Source organism: Agarivorans aestuarii (assembly GCF_019670125.1).
GTDB lineage: Bacteria > Pseudomonadota > Gammaproteobacteria > Enterobacterales > Celerinatantimonadaceae > Agarivorans > Agarivorans aestuarii.
The window spans coordinates 125,476-148,797 of record NZ_AP023033.1 but is presented as its reverse complement, the minus strand read 5'-3'; the positions used below and the strand labels follow the sequence as shown (position 1 = coordinate 148,797).

General features: G+C 45.1%; 30 protein-coding genes. 10 read left to right on the top strand and 20 right to left on the bottom strand.

The window, feature by feature from the left end:
- Positions 1-27: 27 nt before the first annotated feature.
- From K5609_RS00755 to dbpA, 3 genes are all read left to right on the top strand, one after another.
- Positions 28-654: a hypothetical protein gene (locus K5609_RS00755; protein WP_221075557.1), complete on the top strand. Its 627-nt coding sequence runs from the start codon at positions 28-30 to the stop codon at positions 652-654.
- 450 nt (positions 655-1,104) lie between these two features.
- Entirely contained in the window at positions 1,105-1,578 is a 474-nt protein-coding gene (locus K5609_RS00750; protein WP_221077174.1) for an NYN domain-containing protein, read from the top strand.
- A 200-nt stretch (positions 1,579-1,778) separates the two neighbouring features.
- Positions 1,779-3,167: an ATP-dependent RNA helicase DbpA gene (gene dbpA, locus K5609_RS00745; protein WP_221075556.1), complete on the top strand. Its 1,389-nt coding sequence runs from the start codon at positions 1,779-1,781 to the stop codon at positions 3,165-3,167.
- A gap of 303 nt (positions 3,168-3,470) precedes the next feature.
- Here the strand turns inward: dbpA and K5609_RS00740 are convergent, their stop codons facing one another.
- Genes K5609_RS00740 through K5609_RS00715 form a run of 6 tightly spaced genes read right to left on the bottom strand, consistent with a single transcriptional unit; the run spans position 3,471 to position 7,614 of the window.
- Positions 3,471-4,511, bottom strand: coding sequence for a Solitary outer membrane autotransporter beta-barrel domain (locus K5609_RS00740; protein ID WP_221075555.1), 1,041 nt, complete (start codon positions 4,509-4,511; stop codon positions 3,471-3,473).
- 27 nt (positions 4,512-4,538) lie between these two features.
- A complete protein-coding gene (locus tag K5609_RS00735; RefSeq protein ID WP_221075554.1) occupies positions 4,539-4,955 on the bottom strand; it encodes a DUF1801 domain-containing protein in 417 nt (138 codons plus the stop codon).
- A complete protein-coding gene (locus K5609_RS00730) occupies positions 4,955-5,557 on the bottom strand; it encodes a glutathione S-transferase N-terminal domain-containing protein (protein ID WP_221075553.1) in 603 nt (200 codons plus the stop codon). Before K5609_RS00730 ends, K5609_RS00735 begins: the two co-directional genes overlap by 1 nt.
- A 1-nt stretch (position 5,558) precedes the next feature.
- Positions 5,559-6,425 carry a DMT family transporter gene (locus tag K5609_RS00725; protein ID WP_221075552.1) on the bottom strand — a complete coding sequence of 289 codons (867 nt, stop codon included), beginning with the start codon at positions 6,423-6,425 and terminating at the stop codon, positions 5,559-5,561.
- A 10-nt stretch (positions 6,426-6,435) separates the two neighbouring features.
- Positions 6,436-6,792, bottom strand: coding sequence for a VOC family protein (locus K5609_RS00720; protein ID WP_221075551.1), 357 nt, complete (start codon positions 6,790-6,792; stop codon positions 6,436-6,438).
- Between the two features lie 30 nt (positions 6,793-6,822).
- Complete coding sequence (locus tag K5609_RS00715; protein WP_221075550.1) at positions 6,823-7,614, bottom strand: PhzF family phenazine biosynthesis protein; 792 nt, start codon at positions 7,612-7,614, stop codon at positions 6,823-6,825.
- A 304-nt stretch (positions 7,615-7,918) separates the two neighbouring features.
- Here K5609_RS00715 and K5609_RS00710 point away from each other — a divergent pair, with 304 nt between their 5' ends.
- Entirely contained in the window at positions 7,919-8,119 is a 201-nt protein-coding gene (locus K5609_RS00710; protein ID WP_016399963.1) for a cold-shock protein, read from the top strand.
- A gap of 116 nt (positions 8,120-8,235) precedes the next feature.
- On the opposite strand, the gene K5609_RS00705 is transcribed toward K5609_RS00710, so the two are convergent.
- From K5609_RS00705 to K5609_RS00695, 3 genes are read right to left on the bottom strand one after another with little or no spacing between them, the layout of a single operon-like run.
- On the bottom strand, positions 8,236-8,928 hold the full coding sequence (locus K5609_RS00705) for an aspartate/glutamate racemase family protein (RefSeq protein WP_221075549.1): 693 nt from the start codon (positions 8,926-8,928) through the stop codon (positions 8,236-8,238).
- An 18-nt stretch (positions 8,929-8,946) separates the two neighbouring features.
- Positions 8,947-9,195 carry a DUF2164 domain-containing protein gene (locus tag K5609_RS00700; RefSeq protein ID WP_221075548.1) on the bottom strand — a complete coding sequence of 83 codons (249 nt, stop codon included), beginning with the start codon at positions 9,193-9,195 and terminating at the stop codon, positions 8,947-8,949.
- A gap of 2 nt (positions 9,196-9,197) precedes the next feature.
- On the bottom strand, positions 9,198-9,728 hold the full coding sequence (locus K5609_RS00695; RefSeq protein ID WP_221075547.1) for a GNAT family N-acetyltransferase: 531 nt from the start codon (positions 9,726-9,728) through the stop codon (positions 9,198-9,200).
- A gap of 191 nt (positions 9,729-9,919) precedes the next feature.
- Between K5609_RS00695 and K5609_RS00690 the strand changes: the two genes are divergently transcribed.
- Both K5609_RS00690 and K5609_RS00685 read left to right on the top strand, forming a co-directional pair.
- On the top strand, positions 9,920-10,405 hold the full coding sequence (locus K5609_RS00690; protein ID WP_221075546.1) for a hypothetical protein: 486 nt from the start codon (positions 9,920-9,922) through the stop codon (positions 10,403-10,405).
- A gap of 182 nt (positions 10,406-10,587) precedes the next feature.
- Positions 10,588-11,103 carry a hypothetical protein gene (locus K5609_RS00685; protein WP_221075545.1) on the top strand — a complete coding sequence of 172 codons (516 nt, stop codon included), beginning with the start codon at positions 10,588-10,590 and terminating at the stop codon, positions 11,101-11,103.
- Between the two features lie 65 nt (positions 11,104-11,168).
- On the opposite strand, the gene K5609_RS00680 is transcribed toward K5609_RS00685, so the two are convergent.
- The 5 genes from K5609_RS00680 to K5609_RS00660 all read right to left on the bottom strand — a co-directional run bounded on the left by K5609_RS00680 (position 11,169) and on the right by K5609_RS00660 (position 15,340).
- Positions 11,169-11,591, bottom strand: a complete 423-nt coding sequence (locus tag K5609_RS00680; RefSeq protein ID WP_221075544.1) for a GNAT family N-acetyltransferase — start codon at positions 11,589-11,591, stop codon at positions 11,169-11,171.
- Between the two features lie 20 nt (positions 11,592-11,611).
- Positions 11,612-12,097 (bottom strand): GNAT family N-acetyltransferase, encoded by a 486-nt coding sequence (locus K5609_RS00675; protein ID WP_246611922.1) that lies wholly within the window; start codon positions 12,095-12,097, stop codon positions 11,612-11,614.
- A 76-nt stretch (positions 12,098-12,173) separates the two neighbouring features.
- Positions 12,174-13,391 (bottom strand): quaternary amine ABC transporter ATP-binding protein, encoded by a 1,218-nt coding sequence (locus tag K5609_RS00670; protein WP_221075542.1) that lies wholly within the window; start codon positions 13,389-13,391, stop codon positions 12,174-12,176.
- Positions 13,384-14,283, bottom strand: a complete 900-nt coding sequence (locus tag K5609_RS00665) for an ABC transporter permease (protein WP_221075541.1) — start codon at positions 14,281-14,283, stop codon at positions 13,384-13,386. Before K5609_RS00665 ends, K5609_RS00670 begins: the two co-directional genes overlap by 8 nt.
- 64 nt (positions 14,284-14,347) lie before the next feature.
- Positions 14,348-15,340, bottom strand: a complete 993-nt coding sequence (locus tag K5609_RS00660; protein WP_221075540.1) for an ABC transporter substrate-binding protein — start codon at positions 15,338-15,340, stop codon at positions 14,348-14,350.
- 145 nt (positions 15,341-15,485) lie between these two features.
- Here K5609_RS00660 and K5609_RS00655 point away from each other — a divergent pair, with 145 nt between their 5' ends.
- Positions 15,486-15,977, top strand: coding sequence for a MarR family winged helix-turn-helix transcriptional regulator (locus K5609_RS00655; RefSeq protein ID WP_221075539.1), 492 nt, complete (start codon positions 15,486-15,488; stop codon positions 15,975-15,977).
- A gap of 23 nt (positions 15,978-16,000) precedes the next feature.
- Here the strand turns inward: K5609_RS00655 and K5609_RS00650 are convergent, their stop codons facing one another.
- Positions 16,001-16,573 (bottom strand): pyridoxamine 5'-phosphate oxidase family protein, encoded by a 573-nt coding sequence (locus K5609_RS00650; RefSeq protein ID WP_246611921.1) that lies wholly within the window; start codon positions 16,571-16,573, stop codon positions 16,001-16,003.
- A 188-nt stretch (positions 16,574-16,761) separates the two neighbouring features.
- Between K5609_RS00650 and K5609_RS00645 the strand changes: the two genes are divergently transcribed.
- Positions 16,762-17,607 (top strand): type 2 periplasmic-binding domain-containing protein, encoded by an 846-nt coding sequence (locus K5609_RS00645; protein ID WP_221075538.1) that lies wholly within the window; start codon positions 16,762-16,764, stop codon positions 17,605-17,607.
- Between the two features lie 4 nt (positions 17,608-17,611).
- Positions 17,612-19,090 carry a methyl-accepting chemotaxis protein gene (locus K5609_RS00640; protein ID WP_221075537.1) on the top strand — a complete coding sequence of 493 codons (1,479 nt, stop codon included), beginning with the start codon at positions 17,612-17,614 and terminating at the stop codon, positions 19,088-19,090.
- A gap of 68 nt (positions 19,091-19,158) precedes the next feature.
- Here the strand turns inward: K5609_RS00640 and K5609_RS00635 are convergent, their stop codons facing one another.
- From K5609_RS00635 to K5609_RS00620, 4 genes are read right to left on the bottom strand one after another with little or no spacing between them, the layout of a single operon-like run.
- Positions 19,159-19,614, bottom strand: a complete 456-nt coding sequence (locus K5609_RS00635; RefSeq protein WP_221075536.1) for a YaiI/YqxD family protein — start codon at positions 19,612-19,614, stop codon at positions 19,159-19,161.
- Positions 19,615-19,666: 52 nt separating this feature from the next.
- Positions 19,667-20,215 (bottom strand): GNAT family N-acetyltransferase, encoded by a 549-nt coding sequence (locus K5609_RS00630; protein ID WP_221075535.1) that lies wholly within the window; start codon positions 20,213-20,215, stop codon positions 19,667-19,669.
- A 34-nt stretch (positions 20,216-20,249) separates the two neighbouring features.
- Positions 20,250-20,579, bottom strand: coding sequence for a TfoX/Sxy family protein (locus tag K5609_RS00625; protein WP_221075534.1), 330 nt, complete (start codon positions 20,577-20,579; stop codon positions 20,250-20,252).
- The gene (locus K5609_RS00620) at positions 20,579-21,040 is read right to left on the bottom strand and encodes a RidA family protein (protein ID WP_221075533.1); all 462 of its coding nucleotides are present in this window, start codon (positions 21,038-21,040) and stop codon (positions 20,579-20,581) included. The genes K5609_RS00625 and K5609_RS00620 overlap by 1 nt, the downstream gene beginning before the upstream one ends.
- A gap of 166 nt (positions 21,041-21,206) precedes the next feature.
- Here K5609_RS00620 and K5609_RS00615 point away from each other — a divergent pair, with 166 nt between their 5' ends.
- Positions 21,207-22,559 (top strand): DEAD/DEAH box helicase, encoded by a 1,353-nt coding sequence (locus tag K5609_RS00615; protein WP_221075532.1) that lies wholly within the window; start codon positions 21,207-21,209, stop codon positions 22,557-22,559.
- Between the two features lie 36 nt (positions 22,560-22,595).
- Here K5609_RS00615 and folE read toward each other — a convergent pair whose 3' ends face one another.
- Positions 22,596-23,276: a GTP cyclohydrolase I FolE gene (gene folE / locus K5609_RS00610; protein WP_221075531.1), complete on the bottom strand. Its 681-nt coding sequence runs from the start codon at positions 23,274-23,276 to the stop codon at positions 22,596-22,598.
- Positions 23,277-23,322: the final 46 nt, after the last annotated feature.

Below are 23,322 nucleotides of genomic sequence, written 5' to 3'. Positions count from 1 at the left end.
CGTTATTAGTAACTAAAGGGACTACCTATGCGCATACAAAAAAAATTAGCTTTAAGTGCCACCATGTTTACCGCTTGTTTAGCATTTTCGGCTCAGGCCTATGTTCAAGATCCGCAGCTTACCGAGTACCGTGCAGATAAAGGTAAAAGCTCGGTTTGGTTGTCTCATGAAGACTCAAGCGGTGGCTTAGGTGATGTTGGTAGCTCTAAAGATAGTGCCTTTGGTGACGAGGGTTCTTCTCGTTTTCGCTTTAAGCGAGACGTATCGAACCATGACTTCAACTCTAAACCGGGTTTAAGCCAAATTGTTAGTGGTTTACCTGCCAATACCGATATGAGCTACTCACTTTATTTCTGCGATAAAAAGGGCGTTAACTCTCCAACCCAATTACATTTTGGCGTTCGCGAAGTAATCCCCAATGCGCCATTGGCAGGTACAGTGTTGGCCGATGCTAAAGCGCACGTAAAAGACCTAGCTCAAGCTCCCCAAGCTGAAAACAAAAAGTGCTTTAAACAAGTATCCGTTGATTTTAATACAGGCAGCAATACCCAAGTAGAAATCTTTAGTTTGCTAGAAGTTGATACTAGCCAAGAGCTTAGCTTAGATAAAGAACTTGAGGTTCGAGTTGATGAGTTCGCGATAGAGAAGAAATAAGCCCTCACTTACCTAAACATGGTGGTCGTCAGCCTTCGCTTTACTGCCACCATGTTGAACTATCGCCTTCCCAGCAAAGCGCCAAAAATAGTATTCCCTAGCTTTTTAGCCGATAAATAAATCCGGTTGCCGATATTTTGTTTACATCAGCTAAAGTATTGCCTGTTAAAAACGCTCGTTTGCAAGATCTTGCTCACCAGCCATTAATAATCACACCAATCTATGTCACAGGCATTTAAGCTTGGGTAGCGGTCAGCGCCAGAAGGCCATAAAAGACAAGAGCAATTGCGAAGTTTTTGCGCTCGCTGTAGTGAGCATAATTTAAGCTAGCCCCCGTTTTTGCTTATTCAAATCAGCAAGAGCGGGGCTTTTTAATAGGAGCATGTAATAATGCTTGCAACATCAAATAGCCGCCAGCCATTTCATAGCCAACCGCTAAGAGAGCGCCTAGTGAAAAAAATTGCCGTATTCGCCGATGTGCAAAACATCTACTACACCTGCCGAGAGGCCTACGCTAAACAATTTAACTACCGTAGGTTATGGCAACAATTGCAAGAGCAGGGCAGCATTGTTGCAGCCTACGCTTACGCCATTGATCGCGGCGATAATCAACAGCTTAAGTTTCAAGATGCGTTAAAACACATAGGTTTTAATGTAAAACTAAAACCCTTTATTCAGCGCAGTGATGGTTCGGCTAAAGGTGATTGGGATGTAGGCATTACTATTGACGTGCTAGAGGCAGCACGCGAGGTAGACATGGTTGTATTACTATCTGGCGATGGCGATTTTGCCATTCTGTTGGACAAAATAAACCAAGATTATGATGTAGAAACACTGGTGTATGGTGTGCCTAGCCTTACCGCTCATGCCTTGATCAACTCCGCCAGTTTATACCAAGCCATCGAACAACCGCTGCTTCAATAGCAGCTCAATCCACTCGGCTTTTAGCAGTTTTCGCCGCTTACTGTTCCAACGCGTCACCAGCACTTTTGACAAAAAGCCCCCTTAGTGTGAAAAACTTGCTATTTTTTACCCAATTGTTCGCGTTTTCGGCTATTATCGCGCCCCCAATGCTAAAGCAGCAGCGGTAACACTTTTATTTTTCCCTCGAAGAGGACGCCATTGTGAGCCAAACAGATTTTTCCACTCTTGCCCTACACCCCGATCTACTTAAAAACTTAGAGACTCTGGGTTATAGCTCAATGACGCCGATTCAAGCGCAAAGCCTACCGCTGATTTTGGACGGTAAAGATGTGATTGCCCAAGGTAAAACCGGCTCGGGCAAAACTGCTGCCTTTGGCCTAGGCCTGCTAAATGCCTTAGAGGTAAAACGCTTTCGCATTCAAACCCTAGTATTGTGCCCAACTCGTGAACTGGCCGACCAAGTAGCCAAAGAAATTCGCAAACTGGCGCGCAGCATTCACAACATTAAAGTGCTTACCTTATGTGGCGGCATGCCTTTTGGCCCGCAAATCGGTTCTTTAGAGCACGGCGCGCACATTGTAGTGGGCACGCCAGGGCGTATTGAAGAGCATTTACGCAAAGGCTCATTACGTTTAGACAACGTGAAAAACTTAATCTTAGATGAAGCCGATAGAATGCTGGAAATGGGCTTTCAATCGGCCATTGATGCGATTATTGAGCTGGCTCCCAAACAGCGCCAAACCTTGTTATTTAGTGCCACTTTCCCCGAGCAAATCGAAAGTATCGCCAACAATATTATGCACCAGCCAGTGCGGGTAGAAGTGGCCAGCACCCACGACAACAGTTCTATTAGCCAACACTTTTTTAAAGTAGATGATAATGAACAACGCATGCTAGCTTTGCGTTTATTGCTATTACAACATCGCCCTAAATCCAGCATTGTGTTTTGCAATACCAAGCGAGAAGCTCAAGAAGTGGCCGATGAACTTAGCTTACTCGGTTTTAGCGCTTTAGCCCTGCATGGCGATTTAGAGCAGCGCGAACGAGACCAAACCTTAGTGCAATTTGCCAACAACAGTGCGGCAATTTTAGTGGCAACCGACGTAGCAGCTCGTGGCTTAGATATAGACTCTTTAGATGCAGTATTCAACTACCACTTAGCGCGCGATACCGAAGTGCATGTGCACCGCATTGGCCGAACCGGTCGTGCCGGCAGCAAAGGCATTGCCTGTTCTTTCTTTAGCGATAAAGAGCACTATAAAGTGGCCTTACTAGAAGACTACCTTGGCCGCAGCATTAATGATGAAGAGCTTCCATCAATGGCTTTACTTAACAAAAAGCCAGCCGCTCCACTTATGGCTACCTTGCAAATTGATGGCGGTAAAAAGCAAAAAGTACGCGCTGGAGATATTCTTGGCGCACTCACCGGTGAAAATGGCATTGCAGGCGCACAAGTAGGCAAAATTAACTTGTTTGATAACCGCGCCTATGTGGCTGTAGAGCGAGAAGCACTTAAACGGGCGCGCAAAAAACTGGAAGACGGTAAAATGAAAGGACGCTCTTTTAGAGTTCGCCACCTGCCTTGCTAATAGTTGCCAACAACTCGCCAGTTTTTCCTGGCGAGTTGTTTAGGGTCTGTTGATCTTTGCTGATGGTTTTTGCAGCAATTTATTAGCCATTTAGGCAAGGCAGTGAGTGTGCAGTTAAGTAGACTTAATAATCACTCGCAAACGCTGAATAAATGGCTAAGAAATGCTGCCCGAAGGGTTCGGATAAGCGAACTTTACTCTTTGTTAAGCACTTCTTGCTTAGCCCACTAGGCTTCTAAGTGCTCGCCGCGATTAAAGCCCGCTTATCTCGAACAAAATTTCAACACCAAAGATCAACAGCCCCTAATAAGTATTGTAATTAAATACTAGGCTGCCGCCTTTCAGCACACTGCCATAATTAAACAGCAAACCTATACTCACATTATCTAACCAACCTTCGCCGTAAGCGCCTGTTCCCATTAGCAAATCAAAGCCAAACTCGTAATAATGCGGTGTTTGAAAGGCCTCGTTAGTATTCCCCCCTAGATCTACACGCGAAGCAGAAAGCTGCCCGGCAAAAGAAATATCCAACATGCGCCCAATAGGATGGGAGTAATACAGCGTATTTCGCCAAGAACTGGCCGCAATGTCTACTTGGTGGGAGGGCACATCAGCGCCAAAGCTTTCACCGTACATATAAGCAAAGCGCGAACGGTACTTAAGTTTGTGTTTGGTCCAACGCTTTTGATACTGCAGGGCTAGACTGGGCTGTAACATCCAAGCGTTCAGCGAAAAGTTAGTTAACACCCCATCGAATAACGGCTGAAAAATCTGACTAATCGAATTGTTGTAAATATACTCTTGCTCTAAGCGTCGGATACTGCCTCCCAACTCGGCCGTAAATCGCCAATTCTCAAGGCCATCCCAATGCGCACCACCAGCTAAGAAGCCAGAATAAACTTTAAGTTTTTCATGGTCGCGAGTGGGGTCTAACTCTTCGTACAAGGTAATGTCGTGAAAACGTTGGGTATAACCCAAACGCCCGGTTGCGTAACTTTCCCACGCTCTTCCATGCCAAGGTAAAGCCAGCGTTAAGGGTAAAGTGATGGTTTTCAGCTCATTTTTCAGCCGGTTAGCGTCATCACCACCCAAGTTGTCATCATCAATGGGAATAAAGCCAGAAGGGTCAAAGTTAACAAAGCCAATTGTTACTGTTTCACGGTCGTGAATCACTGCATCGGCGGCAAAGGTGCCTGCCAAGTTACGCTGCAATACCGGCAATATCTCATCTTCTAAGTGCCCTTCTACCAATGCGGCTTGGCTATAGCTTGCGCACAACAACAAGCTAACAGCAAGCCAATAGCAGCTAGCTTTACGAATATTCATCCATGAATAAAACTGCAACGACGTCTCCTGCTTAACGGTGAGTAATTAGCGTTTTCGTTTATCTAAATGATAGCGCAGAGCCATAGCAATACAGATCCGCAACTCTGTCAAAGGCCATTCGGAGTCTAAAGGGAGCAGCAAAGCCCGCTGCTTTTGATAAACAAACAATCCCGGAAACAAGGTTTGGTAGCTGTCCACCAAGCTAGTTTTACAGTTTACATATAAACCCAAATACTCGGTCTGCTTGGCGTTCCACGCAACCCTTAAAGTACTGCCCGATTTGCTTTGTTCGGTCACAAAGGACAGTTCTCCCCACTTTAAGGTTTCTAACAGCTCTCCCACCCCTTCAGAACCTGCAGCAACTGCCAGTATCTCGGCCCTTAGACTTATTACTTGTTGCTGCACCGCTGCAGGATAGCTTGCAATGGCGGCCTGCAATTCAGGCTTTAAGGGCTTATCCATTACCACTGCTTCGCTGTGTTTATCGCTCGCTGAAATAGCGGCCAAGAAATAAGGTGCTGCTGGTAACGCCCAGCAGCGTCATCGAGCTCTATACTGTAATTGGCTAAGCGTAAAGCCATTACCGCATAAAAAGCATCTACAGCGCCGGCTTTATTAAAGGCAAAGCAGCCGTCGAACTTCTGCCAAATCTCGCTCAAACGTGCTATTTCAGTATTAATCTCAGCAGATAAGCTAGCTGGCCGGGCTTGTTTTTCAAACTGAAAAGGTAAGCCCTGGCGAATTGCCGTAAAGCCAGCATGTAGCTCCGCTAAATAGCTGCGAGCTTGCGCACGCAAATCGGCTTGAACAGGGTAAAGCTTGCCTGTTGCTTGTTCATTTAGGTACTCACTAATGGCCAAAGAGTCATGAATGACCAAATCATCGACATGCAACACCGGCACTAGTTTACTGGGTGACAACTTAGCGAGTTGTTGCTGATAGCCCGCTTCACCCAGTGCAATTGCGCTGCTGCTAAACTCGAGTCCGGCCAACTTCATACAAAGGTAAGCCCGCAATGACCAAGTTGAGTCTCGTCCCACGATTAATTGAAACTGTTGCGTCATATTAACCTCCCTGCACAGCTGTTTTTGCAAGCCGTTGACGACTATAAATGGTGAGTAAAATGCCGCCTAATACCAAAGCTGCCGATAACATAAAACTTAGTCCCAGCGGCTCGCTAGCAAACACCCAGCCACCTAGTGCGGCAATCAATGGTACCAGCAATTGCAGCACTGCAGCTTGGCTCGCCGATAATCCGCCCAAGGCAATATACCAAACCCAATACCCGAGGCCGGAAGCCAGTGCGCCCGAGCTCACTGCCAAGATTAAGCCGTATGTGCTAATAGAAGATTGCATGACCAACCAAGGTAGCAATAGCACGAGAAATGGCAGGCTGCGCCAGAAATTAAAACAAGTATCTCTACTAGGGCTTAATGAACCGCGACCATTTAAGGTATAAATACCCCAAGCACAGCCTGCCACCACCATGAGTATAAAACCTAGCACCGATACCGACGCTTGCTCACTAGGCGTCAGTAAAACGATTAAACCACTAAAGGCCAACAAAATACCGGCTAGCTCGCCTAAGCCTAAACGAACGCCCTTGAACACCGAAATCCCCACCATGCTCAGCTGCACCGCGGCAAACAGTATTAATGCGCCAATACCTGTATCTAAATATAGGTAGGCAAAGGAGAAACAAGCCGCATAACTAAACAGCATAAAGCCCGACCACCAACTACCTTTACTTTGAGCAGAGCCTGAAGAGGGCTTTACACTCAGCAATATCGCCAAGGTAGTTGCGCCCGCTAATAAACGCACTGCGGTAAAACTAGCAGCATCAATTTGTGGCTCGCCTAAAGCTAAGCGGCATAGCACCGAGTTACCCGCAAACGCAATTAGGGCTAGTCCAGTGCTTAGCCATGTGGACATTGGGCTTGCTTTATTCACTGTCTGACCACACTGCAAACTCATTACCGCTAGGTTCACAGAAATGAAAGCGTCGCCCACCGGGAAAACTAAAAATGTCTTTTACAATTCGCCCACCGGCGGCTTCTACTTTGCTTAAGGTGTGTTCAAGTTTTTCGCTGTAAAAAACCAATAAGGCTGCACCATTTTCTGTATTAGACGACAAAGGGGCTTGGAAAAAGCCGCCATCTAAACCTTGGCCAGAAAAAGCGCTGTATTGCTCACCAAAGTCCTCAAACTGCCATGCAAAGGCTTGGCTAAAAAACTGTTTAGTGGCCGCTAAATCACGACTGGGGAATTCCACGTAGTTTAATTTTTCATGTTGATTCATTGTCTGGTCCTTGACTACAAAAGTGCTGACTTATAAAAACACCGTGCCTTCAAAATAGATTTTGGCATTGCCGGCAATCGTCACTCGGTCGCCAAGCTGCTGACAATGCAATACTCCACCTCGCTGAGAAGCTTGATAGGCAAGCAGTTCATCTTTGCCTAAACGTTTAGCCCAAAACGGCGTTAAGCCTGCGTGAATCGAGCCAGTAACCGGATCCTCGGCACCGCCATTAGCCGGCCAAAAATAACGAGAGACAAAGTCACACTGCTCTCCCGGTGCGGTTACCACCACATCATAAGGGGCCAGCGTTTCTAGCAATTCAAGATCAACTTCTAAGGCTTCAATTTGCGATTGCTGTTCATAGACCAGAAAATAGGCCTGTTGATTTCGCCATACTTCATTAGGTTTAACAGAGACACCATCAAGCAAAGCGGAGGGTGTTTCAAACTCCATGTGTGGCGGGCAACTTGGGAAGTCCATGGCAATTAAACCGCCATCGCTACGGTGAGCCTTTAGCTCCCCTACCTGTAAGGTGGTAAAATGTAGCACTTGTAGTTCAGGCTGTTGGCCAAACAAAATATGGGCGGCAGCCAGCGTAGCATGACCACAAAAGTCAATTTCGCAGATCGGCGAAAACCAACGAATAAGGTACGAACCCGGTTCGTCGGCAACTAAAAAGGCCGTTTCCGAAAGGTTATTTTCAATAGCAATAGCCTGCATTACGCTATCTTCTAACCAAGCCTCTAAGACAATAACCGCTGCAGGATTACCCTTGAAAAGATCACGGGTAAAGCTATCTACCTGGTGCATTTTTAAGTTCATAACAGTCCTTGTTGATTAAACTAAAGTCTAATGGTTAGCCAGCCCGCGGGTATGCTTTGCTCAAGAGAAGTCACTCGACTGATCTGAACAGTTGACGAAAGATCACGAATACACCTTTACATTACCCCAATATACGTTACACTTCGCTCGCTGGTAAAGGTTACAGCGGATATTTATGCCCCATACAAATACGTTGATTTTTCGCAATTTCACCCTGTTTGTTCGTAAGTAATTTCTGCATCTTTCGGCACCCTAATTTGTCTATTTTTGGGCAAGTTTTATTTATTATTTTTGGAGATTACTCATGGCTACAGGTCGCGTAAAATGGTTCGACGAGCAAAAAGGTTTTGGTTTCATCGAGCGTCCAGACGGTAAAGATGTATTCGTACACTTCCGTGCTATTCAAAGCGAAGGTTACAAAACTTTAGCTGAAGGCCAAGAAGTTACTTTTGAAGTAGAAGAAGGTCCTAAAGGCCCTCAAGCTGCTAACGTAAAAGTTGCTTAAGCTGCTTTTTAAGGCATAAGTATCCAATTAGTCTTCAGATTAATTAGACACTAGCTTTAAGCTAAAAAACGGTCCCTACGGACCGTTTTTTGTTTTTAAACCCTAGCGTTGTAATTCTAATCGCTTAAAGACTCAGCCGCGGCAGCTGCAACATGAATGGCAGTGGTATCATACAAAGGCAAGCCACAATGGCTTTGCTGCACTAACAAACCAATCTCAGTACACCCTAAGATCACCGCTTCGGCACCTCGCGCTGCTAGCTCAGCAATTTCTGCCAAATACCGCTCTCGAGAGTCAGCATTGATTTTACCTAAACACAGCTCTTGATAAATAATCTGATGAACTATCTCTATTCCCTTTTCTTGTGGAACCAAGACTTCTAAGCCGCGCTGCTCTAGTCGTCCTTTATAAAAATCTTGTTCCATGGTGAAACGGGTACCTAGCAAACCCACTCGCTTTACTCCCTGCTCCAGCAATTTATTGGCTGTGGCATCGGCAATATGCAGCAAAGGGATCTGCAAAGCCTGCTCAACCTCAGCGGCTACTTTGTGCATGGTATTGGTAGCAATTAATAAAAAATCAGCGCCGGAAGCTTGCACCGATAAACCCGCCGCTACCATTTTGTCGGCCAAAGCTGGCCAGTCACCTTGGTGTTGCAAGGCTTCGACCTCAGCAAAATCGACGCTCACTAAGTTAACTTTTGCCGAGTGTAACCCACCCTTTGCTTGTTTAATCGCAATATTTAACTGTTGATAGTAGCTAAGGCTGGATTCCCAGCTCATGCCACCAACAATGCCTATTGTTTTCATCGCTAGCCTTAACTCCTGTTACCACTTAGTGGGTTTCTCTATTTCATAAAGTTCATCAGCAATACTATCAATACGATTCTGCACCACTGCTTGGGCGTCTTGTAAACCTTGGTTGTAATAAAATGCGCCCACTTCTTCAGAAAAGAAATCTAACAAAAACTCAGCATCAAACTGGCCTATCTCAAGATCTAATTGCTGCTCACAATAATCTTGAATTTTACTGACCAATGCGTTTTTTTGTTCACTAGAAAATTCAATTTTCGACATGACTAGTCCTTATTCAAACAGTGATTAATCTGCTCTTCAGTTTTTATCTGACGCTGCCAATAACCCACGTTCATCCAATTGCCAAACTTAAAGCCCACTCGCTCGAACTCTGCCACTTGGTTAAAACCCAAGCGCTCATGCAATACAATACTAGCGGGATTTGGCAAAGTAATGCCAGCGATGACAGTAGCTATCGGGTAGTCAACTAAACGCGCTAACAAGGCTTGGTATAAGCTGTTACCGATGCCTTTCCCGGCGGCTTGTTGTGCCACATAAATGGAGCTTTCTACCGCAAAGCGATAAGCACTGCGCTCTTTCCATGGACTAACATAGGCGTATCCGAGGACCTCACCAGCTTCTTCAAATACCAACCAAGGCAGTTGTTTCTGAATACTGACGATACGCTCAGCCATAACACCTTGACTCACTAGCTGCTCTTCAAACGTAGCACCACTAGTCTCAACGTAATAATTATAGATTTGGCAAATCTGCTGACTGTCACCCTCTTTAGCATCCCTAATACATTCTCTCATAAGCTAAATACCCTTACTTCTGCTCAACAATCACCCAACTCCAGTCAAACTTACAACCTAAATAAGCAACGATTTTTCAACACAATTACCTTTTAACATATAGGAATGACCTAATTATCTTAACTGTCACAATTATTGGCTTTAATATTATTAAATACCATTTAAGCAAACGCTTTAACGGAAGTTAATCAATGAGTTGGAATATTACTCTAGAATTTCAAGGACTAGACATGCGACTCGCACTATTGCTTATACTAGTAATAAGCTCCAATCCCAGCCTAGCATTCAATAGCTACAAACTTCATCCTTTGCCTAATGAGAAAATCAATGAAAACGCCCAAGTTAACTATTTATATCAAAACACCAGCAAAGGGCCATTTAGGGTACGCATTGAAGGCTTAGTTGGACATGTTGAGAACTACGCAATCTTAAAGATCAATTGTGCGGCAGATGGCGGTGTTCAAGTACGCCATAACCTAGTTAGCAATAACAACGCTCGACTAAACAACCAACAAGCTTTTCCACCTTTTAATCAAGTGTTTAGTCCTAAACAAACTAATGCCTTAAACAATCAAAAGAGCTTTCAGCTTACTCACGCAAGTATCAACATCGGCAACCTTAGCATTCCAGCATCTACCATTTCACTTGCGGGTTTTCCGAAACTTACCAACGAGTAGAAACACTCTGCTCAGAGCAAAAAATCGCCTCAAAACGTTAGCGCTAACACAGTTTAATTAAAAAGCTCACGAATTTGTCATACAAACTTGAATGCACTTTTTAGCTTCTGTATATTCCAATCAAAACGGAAAAACAGGCTAATAATTAAACGAATTATAAAGATATTTATCAAGGAACTTTCGTGAGAACATTAGCAACAATGATTGGATTGCTTAGCACGCTGTCTTTTCAATCATGGGCATTTAATAGCCATTTGGTGGAAACCACTCCTGCGGAGTTTATCAATGCCAATGCCCAAATAAACTATCAAAGCTATACCACTAGTAAAGGTAAGCGCCCAGCGGGAATCCGAGGGTTAGTTGGTATCGTCGATGGCTATGCAGTTTTAAAACTAAGCTGCGCCAATGATGGTAGCGTTTCGGTTAAACACAACCTACTAAATGGCCCAAGCCAACATGTATCTGTTGATAACCAAGCACTTAAAACGACTCTTAGCCAAGTTAACTATAGCTTGAGTTCGATGGAGCAAGTTGAACAACTAAAACAAGGCAGATACTTGTTATTTAGTGAGCAAGCTATTACCACTGGAAACTTAAAACTAGATAGAAAGGCGATATCGCTAAAAGGTTTCGCCACAACCTACGACCGCATGCAACAACTGTGTTCTGTGGGCCATGTTGATTTAGCAATGCGCTAGATAAAAAAGGGCTGCTCTTGGCTGCTCTTTTTATCGCTCTTACTAAACTTACCCCTTCACTCAGCCTAAGCTAATTGCTTAGTAAAGTGATGGCTCTTAATATCAAAACCATTGCGCAGATAAAAGCGATGAGCGCCAAAACGCTGCACTCCTGAGCCTAAATGAAATTGCTCACAGCCCTGTTGTTTAGCGTAATTTTCCAACCACTGTAGCAACTGCAAGCCAAAACCCTTTGAACGCACTTTTTCCACGGTGACTAAATCATCTAAGTATAAGTGCTTACCCCAAGACAACTTCCAGCCAATCACAAAACCCGCTACCGCAACAATTTGCTGATCTGCGACTATATAAGCCAGCTGATAGCCCTGTTCCTGTTGCTGGCTTATTTGTTCAATTAACTGCTCTTTAGTAAAGCTTGGGCGTAGCACTAGCATCACCTCGGCAAGCTTTGTTATATCATTTTGAGGGTCGAATAAGTCAATCCGCATAACTACTCTCGGTTATAAAACTACAGCGCCTTCATCATCCATACATCGCAACCGCTATGGATACTGGCAGAAAAAGGCTCCGACAGGTGCTTAAAACCCAATGATTGGTACAAAGCAATAGCAGAGTGCATGCTGCTCAATGTATCTAGATAGCATTGCTGGTAACCCCGCCGTTTAGCCTCTTGCAAGCAATGTTCAGTTAGAGCCTTACCAAGACCTTGACCACGGCATTGCGGGCTAACAAACAGCTTACGCAATTCACAAGTCTTGGAAACATTATCAAACTCAGCAATGCCGCCGCAGCCTACTACACAGTCGTTTTGCAGCGCCACCCAATAACCCCGTTGAGGCTCACTGTAGTTAAGACTCATCGCCTCTACTTCAGGATCAGAGGGGCCAAAGCCATCACCAATGGCACCAAACTCGCGGCCGCCTTGCTGAATGATCTGTTTAACTGCTTGGTTGTGTGAGGCATCGATAGGACAAATAATAAAACTCAAAACCATCTCCTAGTAATAAGCTCTATATAGTAGAAAAATCAAAGCCTTGTTAGAAGGACTCTAACAAGGCTATTTGACATTATTATTTCGAGGCAGCGTTTGCTGTTTCCTCTTCAGCCTCTGGTTCAGCAAATACTTCAGCCACTGAGCTACGGGTCAATTCACCCTTAAGGTTGCCGTCTTCATCCACCACCGGTAAAGAAAACTCCGTTTCTAAACTCTCGGTAAGCACACTCTCAATGATCGCATCAGGAGAAACCGTTGGCACATCTTGATATTCACAGGATTCAAACTGCTCATCAGCCTTGTTCAAAGACGCTTCTTCCAAGGAATCTTGGGTTACGATACCTTGGAAACCTTCCTCGGTTACGTGGTAGGCGTAGTCACCTTTAATTTTCTTCATCTGCTGCAATGCTTCACCAATAGTGTCAGCAGTAATCCGGCGAGCAGGAGGCTGCATCACTGTTTCAACAGTCAAGGCTCGCGCACGGTTTACGTCTTTAACAAATGCTTCAACGTAATCGGTGGCAGGGTGCAACAGAATATCGTCTGGTGTACCTTGCTGCACTACCTCACCGTCTTTAAGAATGGCAATTTTGTCGCCCAAGCGCAGTGCTTCATCCAAATCATGAGTAATGAAGATAATGGTTTTATGCAAAGTTTCTTGCAGCTCAATCAGCTGATCCTGCATTTCACTGCGAATCAGTGGATCCAGAGCTGAAAAGGCTTCGTCCATCAGCAAAATTTCAGCATCGGTAGCTAAGGCGCGGGCCAACCCAACTCGCTGCTGTTGCCCACCAGATAATTGCGCTGGGTACTGCTGTGCGTAACCATTTAAGCCTACAGTATCCAACCACTCTTGGGCTTTAGCCAAGCGCTGCTCTTTTGCTACACCTTGTACGGTGAGGCCATAAGCGACGTTTTCAATTACCGTGCGATGTGGCATTAGGCCAAAGCGTTGGAATACCATCGACATTTTATGACGACGAAAATCTTGTAACTCTTTAGAGCTTAGCTTCATCACGTCGGTGCCTTCAATACTAATCACCCCTTCGGTAGGGTCAATTAAGCGATTGAAGTGACGAATAAGCGTTGATTTACCAGAGCCCGACAAGCCCATAATTACGTAAATCTCACCCTGTTGAATCTCAAGATTAATGTCTTTTAGACCCAACGTATGGCCAGTATCAGCTAAGATTTTGTCTTTGCTTTCTCCAGCTTTCACCCGTGACATAACCTGCTTCGGGTTTTCACCAAATAGCTTGTACAAGCCCTGAATTTTAACGAGCGGCTCAGTCATGCTTTAATCCTTGAAGGTGAGCTTGGGTGCGCTTGGCATAGGCTTGCGACACACGGTCAAAAATAATAGCTAAAGCAACAATGGCTAAACCGTTAAGCAAACCCAAGGTGAAATATTGGTTAGTAATTGATTTTAATACTGGCTGGCCTAAACCTTTAACGCCAATCATCGAGGCAATAACTACCATCGAAAGAGCCATCATAATGGTTTGGTTAATACCCGCCATAATGGTGGGCATCGCTAGTGGCATTTGCACCCCAAATAAACGTTGCCAGCCGCTAGCACCATAGGCGGTGGCAGCTTCGAGCACTTCTTTATCTACTAATCGAATACCTAGGTTGGTCAAACGAATCACCGGGGGAATACCGTAAATAACTACCGCGATTACACCTGGGATTTTGCCAATGCCTAGTAGCATCACTACCGGAATCAAATATACAAAAGCGGGCAGCGTCTGCATAACATCAAGCATAGGGGTAATGATCGCTTGAGCGCGATTGGAGCGCGCCATAATGATGCCAATGGGTATGCCCAAGGCAATCGCCAGCATGGTACACACGGTAATAATGCTCATGGTTCGCATCATATCCTCCCACATGCCAAAGTAGCCCACTAGCAGCAGCGAGACGACAGAGCCAATCACTAGCTTCCAAGAGCGACTGGCTAAGTACACTAAGCCTGCACAAACAATCAATACCAACCACCAAGGCGTGGTGATCAGCAGTTTTTCAAACCAAACCAAAAATTGCAGAAGGGGATCGAAAAACGATTCGATGGCTTCACCATACTCTCGGGAAAAATCACGATATGCACCATCTAAAGACTTACGAATAACGGTGAGATCGGCTCGACTCATTTGTGGAAAACGTTCCAACCATGACGAATCCGCCATAACTAACTACCTCTATATAAAAACGCGAAAGGCCAACCTAAGGTTGGCCTTTTTTTAACTCAAACTACATACTGGCTAGGGCTTTACTTACCTTAGCGGCAACATCTTCCGGCACCCAAGCCTTCCAGCTATCTGGATTTTCACTTAGGTAGTGGTACATGGCTGCATCACCATCGGCTTGGTTATCTTCCATCCATGCCAATAGTTCGTTCATTTGTGCATTGGTAAATGAACGCTTAGTGATGTATTCATAAGCAGCTGGGGCTTTGCTAGCAAATTCCTCAGTAGTTACCGAATGCACCGCCGAAGGTGGGTACATGGTTACTTTTGGATTTTCACAATCTTCTTGGGTAGTACAAGTTAAGAACTCTTGCTCGTCGATACCATTACCGGTATCTACTTTTACCATTTTGTATTTACCCAGTACTGCGGTTGGCGCCCAATAGTAACCAAACCAGCCTTGCTCGCGAGTGTAAGCTTTAGCAATAGAACCCGACAAACCAGCACCTGAGCCTGGATCAATCAGTTCAAAACCTGATTTCTCAAGCTCTAAAGCTTCAAATAAATTGTTTGCAGAGATTTGGCAGTTCCAGCCTGCTGGACAGCCGAAGAAGCCTGAAAGCTCTTTGCTTTCTGGGTGAACAAATAGTTTAGCGTGCTTTTTAACACCTTCGATAGTGGCAATTTCTGGGTATTGGTCAACCAAGTACTGAGGAACCCAAAAACCTTCTTCGCCGCCGTCAGATAATGACTTACCGGCAAAACGTAAGCGTTTTTCGGCTACGCCACGCTCTAAGGTTTCTTTGGCAGAGTTAGTCCATAACTCAGGGGCAATGTCTGGTTCGCCTTTTTCCATCATAGAGACGGTGGTTGGCATAGTGTCCCCAGGCACCAATTCAGCATCACAGCCGTAGCCATGTTCTAAAATAAATTTATCTACATTGGCAATAACTGTTGCAGAGCTCCAGTTCATGTCGGCAATGGTAACACTGCCACAGCTGTCTTCTGCTTGAGCAAAACCGCTCACCAAAAGCAGTGCTGCGTATCTTAACTTCATATCCCTATCCTTCCCTTTGAGTGCTTTCTTAGCGCCTAGAATCATACACTTCAAATAATTAGAGTTCAAATTAACTGCTGTGTATACCCTGCGCCTTAAGTATGGGATATACTCCAGAAAAAACCAATTTGGCCCGCTACCACTCATGCAAAAACCTGCTTACTGGCAAGACGTTCTCATTTCTTTGCGAAAAATTATTCGCGCCACCGATCTACAATCTAAACGGATTGTGAAAGCCTGTGGATTAACCATTCCGCAAGTTATGGTATTAAGGGCAATACAAGATTTAGGAACCGTAACAGTGAAGCACCTCTCTGATGAGGTATCACTAAGCCAGGCTACGGTTACGACTATTTTGAATCGTTTAGAAGAGCGCCAATTGATTGAGCGAATTCGCAGCGCAAGCGATCGACGTATTGTTAACCCGCGGCTCACCGAGCAAGGTATTGGTATTCTCACAACAGTACCGCCACTACTACATGAAGAATTTATTCAACGTTTTGAAAGCTTACAAGACTGGGAAAAAACGCAAATTTTGTCCTCTTTGCAGCATATTGCATCCATGATGGACGCCCAATCTATCGACGCCTCACCACTTTTAGACATTAATGCGCCACATAAAGATCTAAATAAGTAATTAGAAAATAGTTATAGCTCAAACTAATTTTCAGCTTCCTGCGCGAGTCCAGACAGACTCAAGATATCGGTAGCAACACCATCTAAGCTATGTTGATTTTTCTTAGCCCAATATTGATGGATACCCTGCTCCCCTTGTTTGCTGGCCCAGTTAGCCAAATCATCGCGCTGTGACACAAAGTCATACAGGGGAACCGACATACCGCAGGAGCTTTGCACCATATCAATATCTAGCAAATACAATTGCCTTGCGCCTTGTTGCTCGGAAAATAACTCAATGTATTGCTGCCACTCTGCATCGCCACGGTGAATGGCTTTGGCTTGACCATATAATCGTAAAATGACCGGTTTGCCTTCAAAAGCACAAAACATAATGGTCATACGTGAGTTTTGTTTTAGATGTGCAGCGGTTTCGTTGCCACTGCCGGTTAAGTTGAGCCAAACCACTTGCTGCTGATTAAGCACTCGAAATGAGTCCATGCCCTTTGGTGACAAATTCACTTTTCCCTCGGCCGCAGCGGTTGCTACAAAAAACATTTTTTGCTCTGCGATAAACTCGATGTGCGGTGGAATCATTGCACTAAATTGCTTGCCCATTTACTTACCTCAATAATCACTAAAATCTTCAATCACTTACTAAGTTAACAAGCAATGATTAATTCTTGTTACATTGCTCAACAAATAGTCATCAAAGAATTATAAATTAGATCTGAGTCACACTTTAAAAGCTTATCGTATACCTCACCCGAACCCCTATCTAAGCTATACAAAAGCATGGAGGCTATATGCAAAAGATTCTCTTTTTGGTGATATTTTTATCATCAATATGTTCTGCCAAAACCTTAAACATCCCGGGCTCACCCAATGCAGAAACGCTGCCGTTTGTTCTAGCTAAAGAAATAGTAAAACGCAGCAATATTTATGACTCGGTGGGTTACCCCTATGGCGATGCTGGGGAAATCTCCTTTGCTAAAACCGTTGCCGATTTAAATGATGGAGTACTGGATCTATTTTGGACAGCTACCTCAGCCGACCGCGAGCAACAACAAAATGCGGTTTACTTCCCCCTCTATCGTGGCACCTTAGGCATGCGCCTAGGCATTGTTGAGCAAGGTAAAAGTGACACCTTCAAGCAAGTGACCAGCTTTGCACAAATGCGCCAGTATATTCCTTGCCAAGGTAAGTTGTGGGCCGATACGGCCATTCTTGAAGCTAACGGTATTAAAGTGGCTAAAAGTTTAGGCTATGGCAATATTTTTGCGATGCTAGAAGCAGATCGTTGTGATTACTTTCCGCGCGGTATTTTCGAGCCGTGGAGCGAAGTGAAGCGCGAAGCAAAATATAATCTCACAGTAGATAGCTATGTCATGCTGCGCTACAAAATGCCGTTTTTCTTTTTTGTAAAAAAAGACAATCAAAGCTTAGCCAAACACCTCAACGATATTCTTTATCAAATGTTTGAAGATGGCAGTTATCAAAAAATGTTCCTTAACGACCCAGATGTGAAGAATGCCTTGGAGCTAGGCAAACTAGAAAAACGCACCATTTTTGATTTAGAAAACCCCTACCTTACCGATAAAGTGAATGCCATTCCGCAGAAGTTTTGGTTTGACCCACTGGCTGGACAATAATTATATGAAAACAATTACCGCAAAACTCGCCTCCCTACTTGTTATTGTTATTCTTGTATCTGGGGTCATTGTCATCAGCGCATTGTATTGGCTTAGCAGCGCTTCGTTAAACCAGCAATATGAGAACGACAAGGTGGCCCTCACCAAACAAATGAGCATCATTCTAAAAGAGCCGGTGTTTGTTTATGACCTCGACGTGATAAAAGCCACCATTGATGCCTTTATCGATGAACCGATGATTGCAGGCATTAAAGTGAGTGATCAGCGTGGCAAGCTAATGGCTGAAAATCACGACTCTGGTTTTAGCCCAGATGAAACCATTAGCATTGAACTAGATTGGGATGGTAAACCACTTGGCACCATCGAAATTGGCGTCACCAAACAGGCGATAAACAGTGCCCTGAGCAGTGAGTTAAGCGAAGACGTCCTTACCATTGTGCTGATGACTGCACTAATTATCGTACTGCTTATTCTGGCGCTACGTAAAGTAATTATTGCGCCACTCGCTAACGTGAATAGCGTACTGGCGGGCATCGCTCAAGGTGATGGAGATTTAACCGCGCGCATTCCCGTAACCAGTGAAGATGAAATTGGCCAACTTGGCCACAACTTCAATAGCTTTATCGAAACCGTACAAAGTATTGTTCAAGATATGGCAGAGGCCGCAACTCAGCTAGAACTAGTATCTGAGAGCGTGCGGGTAATTAACGACAAGAACACTGCCAACACCTTTGAGCAAACAGAGCTAACGTCTACCTCATTAACCAACTTGCAACAGCTAGGCATCGCCACCAAAGAAATCGCTGGCAATGCGGAGAACACCGCTTCTCGCACCCAGCAAGCTTACCAATTATCCATGGATGGGCATAAAGCCATTGATGACAACATTGCACAGGTGAGCGAGCTAGTGAAAAACCTTGATCGCACCGCCGATGAAGTTACCAGCCTCAAGCAAGTAAGTGACAACATTGGCAGCGTATTAGATGTGATTAAAGGCATTGCCGAGCAAACTAACTTACTGGCCTTAAATGCCGCCATTGAAGCGGCCCGTGCGGGTGAGTCTGGCAGAGGGTTTGCGGTAGTTGCCGACGAAGTACGTGCTCTCGCCAGTAAAACTCACGAATCGACCTCTGAAATTGAGTCGATTATTGGTGATTTACAAAGCCAAGCCGAGACTTCTTACCAAGCTACCCAAGCGGGTAAAGAAATGGTCAGTCAAACTATCTCATCTGCCGAAGGCACTGGCGAATCTCTAGTACAAATTAACCAAGAAATGAACTCGGTAAATGACATGATCACCATGATAGCTAGCGCCAGTGAAGAGCAATCTAATGTTACTAGCGCGGTTACCGCTGATATGGAATCCTTGAGCCTTGGCGCGCAATCACTCAGTGAAGACAGCAAACAACTGCAACAAGCCACCGAAGATTTATTAGAAGTGGGCCATCAGATGGTGACTCAAGTAAACCGCTTTAAGTATTAAGCTATTAGCTACACGACTCAAAAGCTTAAGCCTTTGCTTAAGCTTTTTTATTTTCTCGATTAGCGGGCTTATTTAGCTGACTGGTGTTTGGCGAGAATAGAATCTAAATGGCTGGCAAAGGCTTTGCGGTCGGCTTGGCTTAGCGCTGCAGGGCCGCCAGCATGCACCCCACTAGAGCGCATAGTATCCATGAAATCACGCATGTTGAGTCGCGACTTAATATTACTTTTAGTATATAACTCGCCTCTTGGGCTTAATGCTTGAGCCTGCTTGGTAATCACTTCATCGGCTAGAGGAATATCCGAGGTAATCACTAAGTCGCCAGCAGCTACCCGCGCAACAATCTCATTATCGGCCACATCAAAACCCGCGCTAACTTGCAGACTACTAATCACCTTAGAAGGTGGTGTTTTTATATATTGATTGGCCACTAACGTAAGCGGTATTTGGGTTCGTTCGGCGGCACGGAACAAAATCTCTTTAATCACCACTGGACAGGCGTCGGCATCAACCCAAATTTTCATGGCATTCTCTCTTCAAACAATAATGCCGCTACTATGCCCAAGTGGCTGCTAATTACAAGATAAGGCGCATATCAATGTTATACACATCGGTTTGAAAACCGCCATATTCAACAAAGCCGCAACGTTGATAAAAATGTCGCGCGCGATGATTACTCTGCTGAGTTCCCCCCATCAATACTAAGCTACGAGCGCCTTGCCGCTTAAACTCAACCATCAAGGGTTGCATCGCCGCCATGGCAAGCCCAGCGTTTTGATAGTCATCGGCAATGCAGGGGGCAAGTATGACATCAAGTTCAGCTTGTAAGCTAACTCCCTGCACATAATAGCGCTGGTATTCCGGCTCTAAAATTTTCTGCTCAAAGATGAAATAGCCGACAATTGCGGCACCATCAGCAATCACCCAACGCTGCGCGCTGTCATCGGCAAGCGCTTCACTCAAATGCAGAGCATACTCACTGCTCAAAGGATGAGGTCCAAAGCGGCTGCGGCTGGCTTCACTTAAGGCCACAAAAAACGCCCCTAATGCCGCTGCATCTTGCTGATTGAGCAGCCTGAGCAAAAATTCTTGGCCATCTTTAGCTTTTATTGGGAACTGTTGCATATCATCTCTGGTAACTAAATTGCGTGGAATAAGATTACTTTGGCGGCAAACTGTGCACAAAATTAAAGCAATATTGCAACCACTGCTCACGTTGCTTAGGCTCAAATAAACCCTCTAGCGATACATAGATCATTCCTTTCATTGGTTTTCCAGTAAAGGTCATTTCGGAAGCAAATTCTAAGCGTAAGCAGTCTTGATATTGATTTGGTCCAACCCGCGCCATGAGTTGCTTATCAACAATGCCACAACACATGTGGCCAGCCACCATAAAGCACAAGCCACCAAACATCTTACGTTCACTAAACTCAACTTGGCTGGCTAGCGCTTGGCGAATTTTTTCAGCCAATTCCAAATCGTAAGCCATTATTCACTCACCTCGAAAATAGAATCAATCACCAGCGGCAAATTGGCGCGCAGTGACATAGCACCAAACACAGAGCGGGCATGTAAGCCCTTGTCACCAAATACTTCCACCATCAATTTAGAGCAGCCATCTAGCACAGCTGGGTGTTGCTCAAATTGCTCGGTGGCATTGATAAAACCCTGTAACTTCACAACTTGGCTTACTCTATCTAATGAACCTAGATGTAGCTGCACTGCCGCTAAAATATCTAAGCCAGCCAAACGGGCAAACTGCGCCCCTTGCTGGTGAGTAAACTCTCTGCCAATTTTACCCTTTGGCGGCTCCTGTAAACCGGCAACCGGCCCCTTCCCCGAGACATAAAGTAAATTGCCTGTTTGTACACAATTACTATAACTGGCAGCTGGGCCTGTTGGTTTAGGTAAACTAATTCCTAGCTCTAGCAAACGCTCGGCTATACTCATTAAGTGACTCCCAGACGAAATATCGTTAATACCCGTTATTGCCTTCAGACTAGCACGATTTCAGCAGCCCGCTTTTGCTAGCTCAATATTGGCGCTTAACCCTAACTTACTGTAAGCTGCACGCCCGCCACTTAGCGGCCATACTTATTATCACAAGAGACCAACTATGAGCTTTGACTCCCTGGGTTTATCTAAACCTTTATTAGACGCCGTAGCAGCACAAGGTTACGACACGCCCTCACCTATTCAAGCCAAAGCCATTCCTGTGATTCTAGAAGGCAAAGACATCATGGCCGCCGCGCAAACCGGCACCGGTAAAACCGCCGGCTTTACCTTGCCACTGCTAGAGTTGCTAAGTAGGGGGCCAAAAGTGCGCGCCAACCAAGTACGCGCCTTAGTGCTTACCCCAACCCGTGAGTTAGCGGCTCAAGTGGGTGAAAGCGTAACTACCTACGGTAAAAACATGGCGCTTAGCTCTACCGTGGTATTTGGTGGGGTGAAAATTAATCCGCAAATGCAAAAGCTGCGTCGCGGCGCAGATGTATTAGTGGCAACACCTGGTCGCTTGCTAGATCTCTACCAGCAAAATGCCTTTCGCTTTCAGCAGTTAGAAGTGATTGTATTTGACGAAGCCGACCGCATGTTAGACATGGGCTTTATCCACGACATTAAAAAGATTTTGGCTTTGCTGCCAAAACAGCGTCAAACCTTGATGTTCTCGGCCACTTTCTCTAACGAGATCCGCACATTAGCTAAAAGCTTAGTGAATAACCCTGTAGAAGTCTCCGTTACACCACCCAACGCTGCCGCACCTACAGTAGACCAATGGATTGTACCGGTCGATAAATCAAAAAAATCTGCCTTATTAACCCGCCTTATTCATGACAATAAGTGGCAGCAAGTATTGGTATTTAGCCGCACCAAGCACGGTGCCAACCGTTTGGCTAAACACCTCGAACATAGTCAAATTACTGCGGCGGCTATCCATGGTAATAAAAGCCAAGGCGCTCGAACCCGCGCACTGGCAAATTTTAAAAGTGGTGAAGTACGCGTACTAGTGGCCACCGACATCGCAGCGCGTGGTTTAGATATTGATCAACTACCACAAGTGGTTAACTTTGATTTACCTAACGTAGCTGAAGACTATGTTCACCGCATCGGCCGAACCGGTCGCGCAGGCTCTACTGGCCAGGCCATTTCATTAGTTTGTGCCGATGAAATTGCTGATTTAAGCGGTATTGAACACTTAACTGGCAAGCTTTTAGAACGTAAGGAAATGGAAGGGTTTGAGCCTGCAACGCTTTTGCCAGCAACCACGTTAAGTGGTAAGCCAATTAAACCGAAAAAGCCGAAGAAACCAAAACAGCACCGCAACGGGCATCGCGATGGTCAACGCTCGAGCGAAAACTCACGGGGCAATAAACCGGTGGGTAAAAATCGTCGCCATACCGAAGGTGGAACCAATAAAACCAGCCGCCGTTTCGCGAAACCTAAACCCGCATCGTCTGGTAACAAATAAGCAATCAAGAAGCCCAGCTACATGCTGGGCTTTTAATTAACCTAGAAACTCTCTGCGAGCAGACTTACTCGATTTGAATTTGCCACCATAAGCCGATGTTTGGGTGCTTGAGCTCGCATCCATAACTCCTCGTGCTTTTACGCAAAAATGAGTGGCATCCATAGTAACGGCTACGTCGTCAGTACCTAGCAGGCTTTGCAAGGCGACCAAGATTTGCTGAGTTAATCGCTCTTGCACCTGTGGCCGCTGCGCAAAGAACCTCACTATGCGGTTAATTTTAGATAAACCAATAATGTTATCTTTGGGGATGTAAGCCACTTTAGCTAAGCCATCAATGGTCACAAAATGGTGCTCACAGGTACTAGTGAAGGCAATATCTGAAATCTTAACCATCTCCTCTACTGCCATTTTATTTTCAATGATGCTTATTTTCGGGAAACGCGAATAATCTAAGCCCGAGAACACTTCATCGACAAACATTTTTGCAATACGGTGCGGGGTTTCGGCCAAGCTATCGTCGCTTAAATCTAAACCCAAGGTAGCCACTACATCAGTCAAAGAGGCTTTAATTTTATTGTACTTCTGCTCATTGCTTAATTGATTATCCACTAAGGGGGTTTCAATCCCTTTCTCAATCAACGCTTGGCGTACTTGAATTGCCTCTGGTGACAAGCAAGCGTCTTTTCTAAATTGTTTTTCAGCTAACGCTACTTTCATAATCACTTCCTTTAGATAGTTTCTTGGTTCACCCGCTACGGTTTAG